A 13,117-nucleotide genomic window follows, 5' to 3' on the forward strand; every position below is an offset into this window, starting at 1 on the left:
AGGTGCATCATGAGCATGGCACCGCATCCGGACGCGCCCCCGCCTGGCGCGCATCTTCCGGAACACCCCGACTTCCTCTGGAGCAACCCCGAGCCCGCGCGCGGCTACGACGTACTCGTCGTCGGCGGCGGCGGGCACGGGCTGGCCACCGCCTACCACCTCGCCAGGACGCAGGACGTCCGGAACGTCGCCGTGCTGGAGAAGGGCTGGCTGGCAGGCGGGAACATGGCCCGCAACACCACGATCATCCGGTCCAACTACCTGTGGGACGAAAGCGCCCGGATCTACGAGCACGCGCTGCGGCTCTGGGAGAACCTGGAGCGGGAACTGGACTACCCCATCCTGTTCGACCAGCGGGGCGTGCTGAACCTGGCGCACAGCCTGCAGGACGTGCGGGACGGCGTGCGGCGGGTGCACGCCAACCGGCTGAACGGCATCGACGCCGAATGGCTGGAACCCGCCGAGATCAAGGACGTCTGCCCGATCCTGAACCTCTCCCCCGACATCCGCTACCCGGTGCTCGGCGCCAGCTACCAGCCACGGGCGGGTATCGCCAAGCACGACCACGTCGCCTGGGGCTACGCCCGCGCCGCGGCGAGCCTCGGCGTGGACCTGATCCAGAACTGCGAGGTCACCGGCATCCGGACCAGCGGCGGCCGGGTGCGGGGAGTCCGCACCACCCGCGGGGACATCGCCGCGGACAGGGTGGCGCTCTGCGCGGCAGGCCACTCCTCGGCGCTGGCCGGCATGGTGGGGCTGCGACTGCCGATCGCATCGCATCCGTTGCAGGCGATGGTCTCGGAACTGCTGGAGCCGGTGCACCCGACGGTGGTCATGTCCGGCGCGGTGCACGTCTACGTGTCCCAGGCGCACAAGGGCGAGCTCGTGCTCGGCGCCGGGATCGACAGCTACAACGGGTACGGGCAGCGTGGTTCCTTCCACGTGATCGAGCGCCAGCTGGCGGCCGCGCTCGAGCTGTTCCCGATCTTCGCCAGGGCCCACCTGTTGCGCACCTGGGCAGGGATCGTGGACGTCAGCCCGGACGCCTCGCCGATCGTCGGGCACACCCCGGTCGGCGGGCTGTACCTCAACTGTGGGTGGGGCACCGGGGGCTTCAAGGTCACCCCCGGGCTCGGCGACTGTTTCGCGCACACTGTCGCGCGGGACGAGCCCCATCCGTACCTCGCACCGTTCTCCCTCGAACGGTTCACCACCGGCGCCCTTGTCGACGAGCACGGCGCCGCCGCCGTCGCGCACTGAGCGCCTGTCCCCGAGGAGTGCGTCATGCAGCTCATCCCCTGTCCCTGGTGCGGGCCACGCGAGGAAACCGAGTTCCACTACGGCGGTCAGGCCCACCTGTGCTATCCGGCCGACCCGGCCGAACTGTCCGATGTGGACTGGGCGGAGTACGTGTTCTACCGGGACAACCCTGCCGGGCCGTTCCCGGAACGCTGGCAGCATGCGGCTGGCTGCCGCCGCTGGTTCAACGCGGTACGGGACACCACCAGCTACGAGTTCCATGCCGTGTACCGCATCCAGGACGAACGGCCGGTGATCCCATGAGCGAGCCGTTCCGGCTGCCTGCCGGTGGCCTGATCGACCGGCGCGGCACGCTGCACTTCACCTTCAACGGCCGCCCGTTCACCGGGCACCGCGGCGACACCCTGGCCTCGGCGCTGCTGGCGAACGGCGTGCACCAGGTCGGCACCAGCGTCCGGTACGGCCGCCCGCGCGGGATCATGTCCGCGGGCACCGAGGAACCGACCGCGCTGGTCCAGGTCGAGTATCCCTATGCCGAGCCGATGCTGACCGCGACCACGGTGGAACTGACCGAGGGGCTCGTCGCGCGCGGCCTTCCCGGCCGGGGCCACCTGCCGGACCCGCCCGACCCGGCACGCTACGACGCCAAGCACCTGCACTGTGCCGTACTGGTGATCGGCGCCGGGCCCGCCGGGCTGGCCGCCGCGCTGACCGCGGCCCGCAGCGGAGCCAGGGTGGTGCTGCTGGACGAGCAGGACCAGGCAGGCGGTTCCCTGCTCGGCTCGGGTGAGTACTGCGAGCTCGGCCCGGCCACCAGCTGGGCGCAGGAGCTGCGCACCGAGCTCGACGAGCTGCCCGAGGTGCGGGTGCTGCACCGCAGCAGCGCCTTCGGCGCCTACGACGACGGGTTCGTGCTCGCGCTGCAGCGCCGGACCGACCACCTCGGTGCCGACGCACCGGCGTGGCTGGCGCGGCACCGGGTCTGGCGGATCCGGGCGCGGCGGATCGTGCTGGCCACCGGGGCGCACGAGCGTCCGGTGGTGTTCCCCGGCAACGACCGGCCGGGGATCATGCTGGCCGGAGCCGCGCGAACCTACCTGCACCGCTACGGGGTGCTGCCCGGCAGCAGGGTCGCGGTGTTCACCACCAACGACAGCGCCTACTCCGCGGCGATCGAGCTGGCCGAGGCCGGGGTGGACGTGCCGCTGCTGGCCGACACCCGCGCGGCCGTCCCGCCGGGGCTGGCCGCGGAATGTGCCGCGCGCGGGATCGAGGTGCGAGCGGGCCACGCGGTCACCGGCACCGAGGGAAGCGAGCGGCTCACCGATATCCGGATCGCCCCGCTCGGCGGCGCCGGCCGGGCGGAGACGCTGCCCTGCGACACCCTGCTGGTCTCCGGGGGCTGGAACCCGGTCGTACAGCTGTTCAGCCAGCGCGGGGGCGAGCTGCGATACGCCCCTGAGCTCGGCGCCTACCTCCCGGCCGATCCACCACGCGGGATGGCGGTGGCCGGCGCGGTGACCGGGGAGTTCGACCTGACCGGCTGCGCAAGGCAGGGCCGGGAGGCCGGGCGCGCCGCCGCACTCGCGGCCGGCTTCGCTCCGGGGGCCGATCCCGCGCTCCCGGTCTCCGACGCCCGGCCCGAGCAGCGGCCACCCGAGGTCAGGTGGCTGGTGCCGGGCGGGGACACCGGCGAGCCGGACACCCGGTTCGTCGACCCGCAGCGGGACGTCACGGTGTCCGACATCCTGCGGGCCGCCGGGGCGGGGCTGCGCTCGCTGGAGCACGTCAAGCGCTACACCACCTTGGGCACCGCGCACGACCAGGGCAAGACCTCCGGGACGCTGGCGGCCGGCATCCTCGCCGAGGCACTGGGCGCCGACCTGGCCCGGCGGCGGCCGACCACCTTCCGCCCGCCGCACGCTCCGGTGCCGTTCGCCGCGCTGGCAGGCCGGGCCCGCGGCGAGCTGTACGACCCGGTGCGGGTCACCGCCGTGCATCCCTGGCATGTGGCGCACGGGGCCGAGTTCGAGGACGTCGGGCAGTGGAAGCGGCCGCGCTACTACCCGCACGCGGGCGAGGACATGCACGCGGCCGTGCTCCGCGAGTGCCGCGCCGCCCGCGAGGGGGTCGCGCTGATGGACGCCTCCACCCTCGGCAAGATCGACGTACGCGGCCCGGACTCCGCGGAGTTCCTTGACCTGCTCTACACCAACATGATGAGCACGCTGAAGGTCGGCAGGATCCGCTACGGGGTGATGTGCGGGGTGGACGGCATGGTGCTGGACGACGGCACCGTGACCAGGCTCGCACCGGACCACTTCCTGGCCACCACCACGACCGGTAACGCGGCCATGGTGCTGGACTGGATGGAGGAGTGGCTGCAGACCGAGTGGCCGCGGCTACGGGTGTTCCTGACCTCGGTCACCGACCACTGGACCACCGTCGCGCTGGTCGGTCCCCGCTCGAGGGAAGTGCTGGCGGCGGTGGCTCCCGGCCTGGAAACCGGGCCCGAGTTCGGCTTCATGACCTGGCGGGATGCCCCGGTGGCCGGGATACCGGCGCGGATCTGCCGGATCAGCTTCTCCGGCGAGCTGGCCTACGAGATCAACGTCAACGCCTGGCATGGGCTCGCGCTGTGGGAGGCGCTGGTCGAGGCGGGCGGGCCGGAAGGCATCACCCCGTACGGCACGGAGACCATGCATGTGCTGCGCGCAGAGAAGGGCTACCCGATCATCGGCCAGGACACCGACGGCACGGTCACCCCGCAGGACCTCGGCATGTCCTGGGCGGTGTCGAAGAAGAAGGCGGACTTCATCGGCAAGCGGTCCTTCACCAGGGCGGAGAACCTGCGGCCGGACCGCAAGCAGCTGGTCGGCCTGTTGCCGGAACGGCCCGAGGTGGTGCTGCCGGAGGGCGCGCAGATCATCGAGTCCGCGCACCCGCCCGCTCCCCCTGTGGGCATGCTCGGCCACGTCACCTCCAGCTACGACAGCGCGGCGCTGGGCCGCGGGTTCGCGCTGGCCCTGCTGCGCTCGGGGCGGGAACGGATCGGGCAGACCCTCTACGTCCCCCTCGGCGAGGAGGTCGTGCCGGTGACCGTCGCCGAGTCCGTACTGTTCGACAAGGAAGGAGCCCGCCGTGACGGCTGACAGCGCGATCAGGACCGGAACCGGGCGCAGCCCGCTGGCGGACTGGGCCGGGCCGCTCGGCGGGCTCGCCCCGGCCGTGCACGCGGTCGAGCAGCCCATGCTCACCCAGCTGACCCTGCGGCTGGCCGACCCCGGCGCCGCGGCCGCGGCCCGCGCCGCCCTCGGCGTCGACCTGCCCGGCAGGCCGTGCACCTTCACCCGCGGCCCCCTCGGCGAGGTGGAGGTGCTCTGGATGGGGCCGGACGAGTACCTGGTCCTCGCCCCGCCCGGTAGCACGGCGCTGGCGGAGGGGTTGCGTACCGCGCTGGACGACGCGGCGGCCGCCGTGGTCGACGTGTCGGCGCAGCGCACCACCCTCGCCCTCGCCGGTCCGCTGGTACGGGACGTGCTGGCCCACGGCTGCGCGATCGACCTGCATCCGGCGGCCGCTCCCACCGGCACCTGCGTGCAGACCCTGCTCGCCAGGGCGGGGGTGGTGCTGCTGGTGCGCGATGCCGAGCGGGCCGAGTTCGGGCTGCTGGTCCGCTCCTCCTTCGCGGGCTACCTCGCGGCCTGGCTGCTGGACGCGAGCCTGGAGTACCGGGAGGGTCAGGTCTCCCAGTAGCCCAGCTGGGCGGACAGCTCACGGGCGGCCGAGGTCATCGCGCCGACGGCCTCCCGTACCCGCTTGCGGGTGAACCGGTACGCGGGCCCCGACGCGCTCAGCGCCGCGATCACGTCGCCGTTCTGGTCGTGCACCGCCACCGCGGCGGCATGCAGTCCGAGCTCCAGCTCCTCGTAGCTGGTGGCGTAGGCGTCCCGCACGATGAGCCCGAAGGAGGAACGAAGTTCCGCCGGATCGGTGATCGTGCGGGTGGTGTACTGCGCGAGCTCACCGGAGAGCAGGGTGTCCTGGTCGTCGGCAGGGGCGTGCGCCAGCAGCACCTTGCCGCTGGAGGTGGCGTGCAGGGGGGTGCGCTGACCCACCCAGTTGTGGGTGGTCACGGAGGCGGTGCCGCGCGTCTGGCTGATGTTGAGCGCCACGTCGAAGTCACGGATCGCGATGTTCACCGTCTCGCCCAATTCGGCGGCCAACGATTCACAGAACGGTCTGCCCAGGCGGGAGAGGTCCATTCGCTCGGTGGCCGCACCGGCGAGCCGGACAATGCCGAACCCGATGACGTATTTTCCGCGCTCGCTGATCTGTTCGACCAGCCCGCGCGCCTCCAGCACACTGACCAGCCGCGAGACGGTCGACTTGTGCACCCCTAGCTCACCAGCGATTTCCGTGATACCGGCCTCGCCGTTGCGGGCGAGCAGCTCCAGGACGGTGACCGCCCGGTCCACGGATTGCACCAGCGCGCCAGGGCCCTTGCCTTGTGCCTGCGCTGCGTTTGCCACCACTGAACCGTATCCGCTCGGGGCCGGGAATACTCGCACCGGCCGGGCAGTCTCGATGACGTTCCTACCACTGCCAGGTCACATTTGTTGCGTATTCCAGGACACGTTTCTGATTACGCAACGCAGCCAGTGCACCCCGGGGGCCCGGCCACGCCCGCCGGCAGGCCGCTGACCACCTACTCCGCAGTAGGACAACCGGGAAAAATTCGTCCTTCGTGTGGCTTGACGCACACCCGCGGTAGGGCGCACTGTTGCGTTATGCGCAGTGAGTTGTTCTAGACGCAACAAGGCGGCGGCATGGACTCGGCTACAGACTCCTGGGTCTCCAGCACCCACACCCTCGTCATCGGTGCAGGCATCGTCGGATGCAGCACCGCCTACCACCTCGCCCAGCTCGGCATGACCGATGTGACGGTCGTCGAGCAAGGACCGCTGTTCGCCACTGGCGGTTCGAGCTCACACGCCCCCGGGCTGGTCTTCCAGACCTCGCCCGCACAGCTGCTGACCCAGCTGGCCGACTACACCGTGCGGCGCTACGCCGCCGAGACCCTGGACGGGCTGCCCTGCTTCCACCAGGTCGGCGGGATCGAGGTGGCCACCACCCCGCAGCGCTGGGACGAACTCAAGCGGCGGCACGGCCTGGCGACCGCATGGGGCGTCGCGGGCGAGCTGATCGGCCCGGCCGAGGTGCGCTCGGCCATCGGCCTGCTCGATGCGGACCGGATCTACGGCGGGCTGCACGTGCCGACCGACGGGGTCGCCAAACCGGTCCGGGCGGCCGAGGCCATGGCTCGCGAGGCCCGCCGTCTCGGCGTGCGGTTCCATGGCCACACCGAGGTCACCGGGTTCGACCTCGCGCAGGGCCGGGTCCGCGCGGTGCACACCTCGCGCGGCACCATCGCGGTACAGCGGGTGCTGTGCTGTGCCGGGATCTGGGGCCCGCGGATCGGGGCGCTGGCCGGGGTGTCGGTGCCGGTGCTGCCGCTGGCGCACCAGTACGCGGTGACCTCACCGGTGCCGGGTCTGCCCTCGGACAGCCCCGAGGTCGGCGAGCCGATCCTGCGCCACCAGGACAGCTCGATGTACTTCCGGCGGATCCACGACCGGTACGGCGTCGGCTCCTACCAGCACCGGGTCATCCCGGTGCGCCAGCAGGAGATCCTGCCGACGGCGGCCCATGGTGGCGGGGCCGAGGCGCCATCGGAGGGCGGCGGCTGGAAAGGGATGGCCTCGGTGCACGGGTTCACCCCGAGGGACTTCGCCAAGCCCTGGGCGGACGCCTGCGCGCTGCTGCCCCGGCTGCGCGGCGCCGAGGTCTCCGAGGGAATGAACGGGCTGTTCCTGTTCACCTCCGACGGCATGCCGGTGCTCGGGCCCTCGGCCGAGGTGGACAACTTCTGGCTGGGCGAGGCGGTGTGGATCACGCATGCGGGCGGGGTCGGGCTGGCACTGGCCGAGTGGATGACCGGCGAGGCGCCGAGCTTCGACCTGCGGGCCGCGGACGTACGCCGGTTCGAGAAGTTCGCGCACAGCCCGGCCTATGTCGAGGCACGGGCGGGGCAGAACTTCCGCGAGGTGTACGACATCATCCACCCGCAGCAGCCGTCCGAGCGGGCCCGGCCGCTGCGCACCAGCCCGTTCTACGGCAGGCAGCGCGAACTGGGCGCCTTCTTCCTCGAGGCGAACGGCTGGGAGCGGCCGCACTGGTACGAGTCGAACGCCGCCGAGGTGGCAGGCAGGGACATCGCCCGGCCGGGGCCGTGGGCGGGCCGCTACTTCTCCCCGATCATCGGCGCCGAGCACCGGGCGACCAGGGAGCGGGTGGGGCTGTACGACATGACCTCGCTCACCAGGGCCGAGGTCAGCGGCCGCGGCGCGCTGCCCATGCTGCAGCGCCTCACCACAAGCAATCTGGACCGCCCTCCCGGCTACGTGACCTACACGCTGATGCTGGACACCCACGGCGGGATCCGCGCGGACATCACGGTGGCCCGGCTGTCAAGAGACACCTTCCAGGTGGGGCTGAACGGCCAGCGGGACATCGCCTGGCTGCGCGGCCACGCCGACGAAACCACCTGGGTACGCGACATCACCGGCGGCACCTGCGGGATCGGGCTGTGGGGGCCGCGGGCCAGGGACGTGCTCGCCCCGCTGGCCAGCACGGACGTCTCGCACGAGAGCTTCCGGTTCTTCCGCGCCAAGCACTTCCATGTCGGTGAGGTCCCGGTGACCGCACTGCGACTGTCCTATGTGGGCGAACTCGGCTGGGAGCTGTACACCTCGGCCGAGTACGGCCTGCGGCTGTGGGACCTGCTCAGCACCGCAGGCGCCGAGCACGGGATCATCCCGGCAGGCCGGGGCGCGTTCAACGGGCTGCGCCTCGAGAAGGGCTACCGCGCCTGGGGAACGGACATGTGGAGCTCGCACGACCCGGACGAGGCGGGGCTCGGCTTCGCCGTCAAGCCGGACAAGGGCGAGTTCATCGGCCGCGACGCGCTGCTGCGTCGCAGGGAACGGCCGGTGCGCAAGCGGCTGCGCTGCCTGCGCATCGACGACGGCACGGTGTTGATGGGTTCGGAACCGGTCTTCGCGGCCGGTTCCGCGCCCGGGGGTGGCTCAGCCGGTTTCACCACCAGTACCGGCTACGGCCACAGCATCGGCGCGAGCCTGGCCTACGCCTGGCTGCCCGCCGAGCTCTCCGCGGAGGGCACCTCGCTGGAGGTGGCCTACTTCGACCGGCGACATCCGGCCACGGTCGTCGCCGACCCCGTCCTGGACCCCGAGATGAAACGAATGCGCTGCTAGCCGTCGCGCCAAGGAGCGCATGACCGGCTCCCGCTCTCCCGGCCCGTGCCAGCCCAGGCACGGGCATGGGGCGTGCTGTACCCGAACACCCCGACATCGAATTCCACCGCATACTTCGCAAGGAGCAATCGCCATGGCCGTGAACCCGGAACCCGGAGTGCTGCAGTACCCGAGAATCCGCAAGTCCCCCTTCTTCTACGCCTCCCGCAGGCACGGGGTCGGGCTGTACAGCGTGTACAACCACACCTATCACCCCCGGCACTACGGCGACCCGGTCGGCGAGTACTGGCACCTGCTGGAGCACGTCACCCTGTGGGACGTTGGCGTGGAGCGGCAGGTGGAGATCACCGGGCCGGACGCCTTCGAGTTCACCAACATGCTGGTGCCGCGTGACCTGAACAAGTGCAAGGTCGGCCAGTGCAAGTACGTGTTCATCACCGCCGAGGACGGCGGGATCATCAACGACCCGGTGCTGCTGCGGCTGGGCGAGAACCACTTCTGGCTCTCGCTTGCCGACAGCGACGTGCTGCTGTGGGCCAGAGGCCTTGCCTACAGCCTCGGCATGAACGTGCAGATCAGCGAGCCCGACGTGGGGCCGGTGCAGGTGCAGGGGCCGAAGTCGCGCGAGGTGATGATCGACCTGTTCGGCGAGTCCATTCTGGACGTTCCGTACTACTACGCGGTGGAGCGGGACCTTGACGGCATGGAGGTGGTCGTCTCCCGCACCGGGTTCACCGCCGAGCTGGGGTACGAGATCTACCTGCGCAACGCCAGCAGGGACGGGGTGCGGCTGTGGGACACCATCTGGCAGGCGGGTGAACCGCACAACCTGCGGGTGATCGGCCCCTGCCACATCCGCCGGATCGAGGCCGGGATGCTGTCCTGGGGCAACGACATCACCTACCACACCAACCCCTTCGAGGTAGGCTACGGCTTCGAGACCACCTGGATGGTGGACCTGGACCAGGAGGCCGACTTCATCGGCAAGACCGCGCTGCGGCGGGTGCAGCAGGAGGGTGTCACCCGCAAGCTGGTCGGCGTGGAGATCGACGGACCGAACGTTGGCAGCTTCAACGACGGTTCGATGATCGACGTGTTCGATGTGCACGATCCAAACGGGCTGCGCATCGGCGAGGTCACCTCCGCCTGCTTCTCCCCACGACTGGAGAAGAACATCGGCTACGCCATGGTGCCCATCGCCTACCAGGAGTACGGGACCAGGCTGGTGATCCACACCCAGCACGGCCCGCATGACGCCGTGGTGGTGGAGAAGCCCTTCCTGGACCCGAAGAAGTCGACGCCCAAACGCCTCGAACGTGCGGTGAGCGCGTAGGTGACCAGGGTGTGATGCGCCCATGAACACCAACGACGCACTCCGGCGCAGCCTGACCGGTGCCCGCTTCGAGGTGCTGCCGCTGCGCGGTGTCACAGAGCGGGTCGAGCACCTTCCCGCGGGGACGACGGTGACCGTGACCTCCTCTCCCGCGAAGGGCATGGCGGCCACACTGGAGCTCGCCGGACAACTGCGGGCGGCGGGCTACCACGCCGTCCCGCACCTGGCGGCCAGGTCGATCCTGGACGCGGCCCACCTTGCGGACCTGCTCGACCGGATGACCGACAGCGGGCTGTCCGAGGCCTTCGTGATCGCCGGGGACTCCCCCACCCCGGCCGGGGAGTTCGCCGACTCGCTCGGGCTGCTGCGGGCCATGGCCGAGCTGGGCCGCCGCCCCGCGCGCATCGGTGTCGGCGGCTACCCGGAGCGGCACGCGTTCATCCCGGACGCTGAGGTCGCCGCCGCCCTGACCGCCAAGGCGGGCTACGCCGACTACCTGGTATCGCAGATCTGCTTCGACTCGCTGGTCACCGAGTCCTGGATCCGCGACCTGCGGGCCCGTGGGATCGGCCTGCCGGTCTACATCGGAGTACCTGGCGTGGTCGACGGCGCCAAACTGATGCGGATCTCGATGAAGATCGGGATCGGGGAATCGCTGCGGTTCCTGCGCAAGCAACACGGCATGGTCGGCAAGCTGCTCACCCGCTACACCCCGGAGGGAACCTGCCGGGAGCTGGCCCCCGTGCTGGCCGACCCGGAGTACGGGATCGCGGGCTGGCATTTCTTCACCTTCAACGAGATCGCGCGGACCCAGCGATTTCGGGACGAGCTTTCCGTTCGACTCCAGGAGGTTCCGGCGTAATGACCATGCCATCGGATCTGGACATCTCCCGGTCCACCACGCTGAAGCCGCTCGAGGAGATCGCGGGCGAGCTCGGGATCGGCGCGCACCTGCTCGAGCCCTACGGCAGGCAGGTGGCGAAGATCCCGCTGGAGGTGCTTGCCGAGCTGCCCGAGCGGCCACGGGCGAAGTACGTCGTGGTCACCGCGATCACGCCGACCCCGCTCGGTGAGGGCAAGACCACCACCACGGTCGGCCTCGGCATGGCGCTGCGACACCTCGGTCAGCGCTCGGCCATCGCGATCCGGCAGCCCTCCATGGGCCCCACCTTCGGGATCAAGGGCGGGGCGGCGGGCGGCGGGTACAGCCAGGTCGTGCCCATGGAGTCGCTCAACCTGCACCTCACCGGGGACATGCATGCGGTGACCGCGGCGCACAACCTGCTCGCCGCGGTGGTGGACAACCATCTGCACAAGGGCAACAAGCTGGGCCTCGACCCGCATCGGGTGACCTGGCGCCGGGTGCTGGACGTGAACGACAGGGACCTGCGCAACGTGATCACCGGCCTCGGCACCAGGGCGGACGGGCAGCCCCGCCAGTCCGGCTTCGACATCACCGCGGCCAGCGAGGTGATGGCAGTGCTGGCGCTGTCCACCTCGCTGCACGATATGCGGGCCAGGCTGGGCCGGATCGTGGTCGGCTACACCCGCTCGGGTTCGCCGGTGACCGCGGAGGAGCTCGGGGTGGCCGGCGCGATGACGGTGATCATGCGGGAGGCCATCAAGCCGAACCTGATGCAGACCACCGAGAACACACCGGTGCTGGTGCACGCGGGGCCGTTCGGCAACATCGCGCACGGCAACTCGTCCATTGTGGCCGATCAGATCGCCACAAGGGCCGCGGATGTCGTGGTGACCGAGGCCGGGTTCGGTGCGGACATGGGCGCCGAACGGTTCTTCAACATCAAGTGCCGCAACTCCGGGCTCGTCCCGGACGCCGCGGTGCTGGTGGCCACCGTGCGCGCGCTCAAGGCGCATTCGGGCCGGTACAAGGTGGTCGCCGGAAAACCCCTGCCCGAGCGGCTGCTCGCGGAGAACCCCGAGGACGTACTCGCCGGCGCGGCCAACCTGCGCAAGCAGATCGAGAACATCCGGCTGCACGGGGTTTCCCCGGTGGTGGCGATCAACGCCTTCCCCACCGACCACCCCAGCGAGCACCAGGCGATCCGCGAGTTCGCCGAGGCCGAAGGGGCGAAGGTGGCGGTCAGCAACCACTTCGGCGAGGGCGGCAAGGGCGCGCTGGACCTTGCCGAGGCGGTGCTGGAGGCGGCGGAGGAGCCCAGCCGGTTCCGGCCGCTGTACCCGGACGAGATGGACCTCCGCACCAAGATCGAGACGGTGGCCACCCGGGTGTACGGCGCGGCCGGCGTGTCCTTCCAGCCCGCGGCGGCCAGGGCGATTGCCGACTACGAGGCCTGTGGTTTCGGGCGGCTGCCGGTGTGCATCGCCAAAACGCACCTCTCGCTGAGCTCCGATCCCGCGCTGGTCGGTGCGCCGACCGGCTGGACGCTGCCGGTACGCGAGGTCAGGGCCTCTGCCGGAGCCGGGTTCGTGTACCCGATCTGCGGGGACATGCGGACCATGCCCGGCCTGGGTTCCTCGCCCGCGGCCGAACACATCGACATCGACGCGCACGGTCAGGTGGTGGGGTTGAGTTGAGTACCCTCGATCGTCCCCTGCGGGACTATCTCGCCGAGGTGGCAGCACCGAACCCGTCCAGCACCGGTGGCAGCGTCTGCGCGCTGACCGTGGCCGCCGCGGCCGGGCTGGTCGCCATGTCCGCCGGGGTGTCCCGGACCCTGGAGGACTCCGCCGACCTCGCCAGGCTGGCGAACGCGCTGCACGAGCGTTCTGCCATGCTGATCGAGGCGGATACCACGGCCTACCGGGCGGTGGGCGCGGCACAACGGCTGGATCCGGACTGCCCTGGGCGCAGCAAGGTGATCAGGGACGCACTGGTGGCGGCAGCCCAGCCGCCCCTGCGCGTGGCGCACCTCGCCGCCGAGGTGGCCTCCCTGGCCGCACTGCTCGTGGCACAGGGCAACCCGGTGGTCCGGGCGGATGCGGTCACCGCGGCCAACCTCGCCGCCTCCGCCGCGCGCAGCGCCGCGGTACTGGTCCGCACCAACCTGCGCGCCGCGGGGATAGACGACGAGGCGGCCGCGGAAGCCGAGGCGGCCGCTACCTCCGCGGACCGTTCCGCGCATCTGGTGCAGTCCTGCCCCATCGGATGAGCAGGCCGGGTGGCAACCTCCCGGCCCGCCGAACCGTCTCCTCGGCAGCGGGG

Annotated in this window: 10 protein-coding genes; 9 read left to right on the top strand and 1 reads right to left on the bottom strand. The window is 71.0% G+C overall.

Annotated elements, in window-relative coordinates; all coding sequences use genetic code 11:
* Positions 1–15: 15 nt before the first annotated feature.
* Genes KOI47_RS21630 through KOI47_RS21645 form a run of 4 tightly spaced genes read left to right on the top strand, consistent with a single transcriptional unit; the run spans position 16 to position 5,016 of the window.
* On the top strand, positions 16–1,260 hold the full coding sequence (locus tag KOI47_RS21630) for a sarcosine oxidase subunit beta family protein (protein ID WP_216217452.1): 1,245 nt from the start codon (positions 16–18) through the stop codon (positions 1,258–1,260).
* A gap of 24 nt (positions 1,261–1,284) precedes the next feature.
* Positions 1,285–1,563 carry a sarcosine oxidase subunit delta gene (locus KOI47_RS21635; protein ID WP_216206489.1) on the top strand — a complete coding sequence of 93 codons (279 nt, stop codon included), beginning with the start codon at positions 1,285–1,287 and terminating at the stop codon, positions 1,561–1,563.
* Complete coding sequence (locus tag KOI47_RS21640; protein WP_216206492.1) at positions 1,560–4,412, top strand: 2Fe-2S iron-sulfur cluster-binding protein; 2,853 nt, start codon at positions 1,560–1,562, stop codon at positions 4,410–4,412. Before KOI47_RS21635 ends, KOI47_RS21640 begins: the two co-directional genes overlap by 4 nt.
* A complete protein-coding gene (locus KOI47_RS21645; protein ID WP_232376161.1) occupies positions 4,402–5,016 on the top strand; it encodes a sarcosine oxidase subunit gamma in 615 nt (204 codons plus the stop codon). Before KOI47_RS21640 ends, KOI47_RS21645 begins: the two co-directional genes overlap by 11 nt.
* Here KOI47_RS21645 and KOI47_RS21650 read toward each other — a convergent pair.
* The gene (locus KOI47_RS21650; RefSeq protein ID WP_216217454.1) at positions 5,001–5,747 is read right to left on the bottom strand and encodes an IclR family transcriptional regulator; all 747 of its coding nucleotides are present in this window, start codon (positions 5,745–5,747) and stop codon (positions 5,001–5,003) included. The genes KOI47_RS21645 and KOI47_RS21650 overlap by 16 nt on opposite strands.
* A 342-nt stretch (positions 5,748–6,089) precedes the next feature.
* Between KOI47_RS21650 and KOI47_RS21655 the strand changes: the two genes are divergently transcribed.
* The 5 genes from KOI47_RS21655 (at position 6,090) to KOI47_RS21675 (ending at position 13,064) form a co-directional block, all read left to right on the top strand.
* Positions 6,090–8,597, top strand: a complete 2,508-nt coding sequence (locus KOI47_RS21655; RefSeq protein WP_216206495.1) for a GcvT family protein — start codon at positions 6,090–6,092, stop codon at positions 8,595–8,597.
* Between the two features lie 133 nt (positions 8,598–8,730).
* Entirely contained in the window at positions 8,731–9,930 is a 1,200-nt protein-coding gene (locus tag KOI47_RS21660) for a glycine cleavage T C-terminal barrel domain-containing protein (protein ID WP_216206497.1), read from the top strand.
* Between the two features lie 22 nt (positions 9,931–9,952).
* A complete protein-coding gene (locus KOI47_RS21665; RefSeq protein ID WP_216206500.1) occupies positions 9,953–10,792 on the top strand; it encodes a methylenetetrahydrofolate reductase in 840 nt (279 codons plus the stop codon).
* A complete protein-coding gene (locus KOI47_RS21670) occupies positions 10,792–12,489 on the top strand; it encodes a formate--tetrahydrofolate ligase (protein ID WP_216206503.1) in 1,698 nt (565 codons plus the stop codon). Before KOI47_RS21665 ends, KOI47_RS21670 begins: the two co-directional genes overlap by 1 nt.
* Positions 12,486–13,064 (top strand): cyclodeaminase/cyclohydrolase family protein, encoded by a 579-nt coding sequence (locus KOI47_RS21675; RefSeq protein WP_216206506.1) that lies wholly within the window; start codon positions 12,486–12,488, stop codon positions 13,062–13,064. The genes KOI47_RS21670 and KOI47_RS21675 overlap by 4 nt, the downstream gene beginning before the upstream one ends.
* The last annotated feature ends 53 nt before the right edge of the window (positions 13,065–13,117 follow it).

The sequence above is a fragment of the Amycolatopsis aidingensis genome, assembly GCF_018885265.1.
Classification (GTDB): domain Bacteria; phylum Actinomycetota; class Actinomycetes; order Mycobacteriales; family Pseudonocardiaceae; genus Amycolatopsis; species Amycolatopsis aidingensis.

Excerpts from the sequence above, each read along its gene's own strand:
- KOI47_RS21630 (WP_216217452.1), top strand. The coding sequence starts at position 16 with ATGGCACCGCATCCGGACGCGCCCCCGCCTGGCGCGCATCTTCCGGAA.
- KOI47_RS21640 (WP_216206492.1), top strand. The coding sequence starts at position 1,560 with ATGAGCGAGCCGTTCCGGCTGCCTGCCGGTGGCCTGATCGACCGGCGC.
- KOI47_RS21660 (WP_216206497.1), top strand. The coding sequence starts at position 8,731 with ATGGCCGTGAACCCGGAACCCGGAGTGCTGCAGTACCCGAGAATCCGC.
- KOI47_RS21655 (WP_216206495.1), top strand. The coding sequence starts at position 6,090 with ATGGACTCGGCTACAGACTCCTGGGTCTCCAGCACCCACACCCTCGTC.
- KOI47_RS21670 (WP_216206503.1), top strand. The coding sequence starts at position 10,792 with ATGACCATGCCATCGGATCTGGACATCTCCCGGTCCACCACGCTGAAG.
- KOI47_RS21635 (WP_216206489.1), top strand. The coding sequence starts at position 1,285 with ATGCAGCTCATCCCCTGTCCCTGGTGCGGGCCACGCGAGGAAACCGAG.
- KOI47_RS21665 (WP_216206500.1), top strand. The coding sequence starts at position 9,953 with ATGAACACCAACGACGCACTCCGGCGCAGCCTGACCGGTGCCCGCTTC.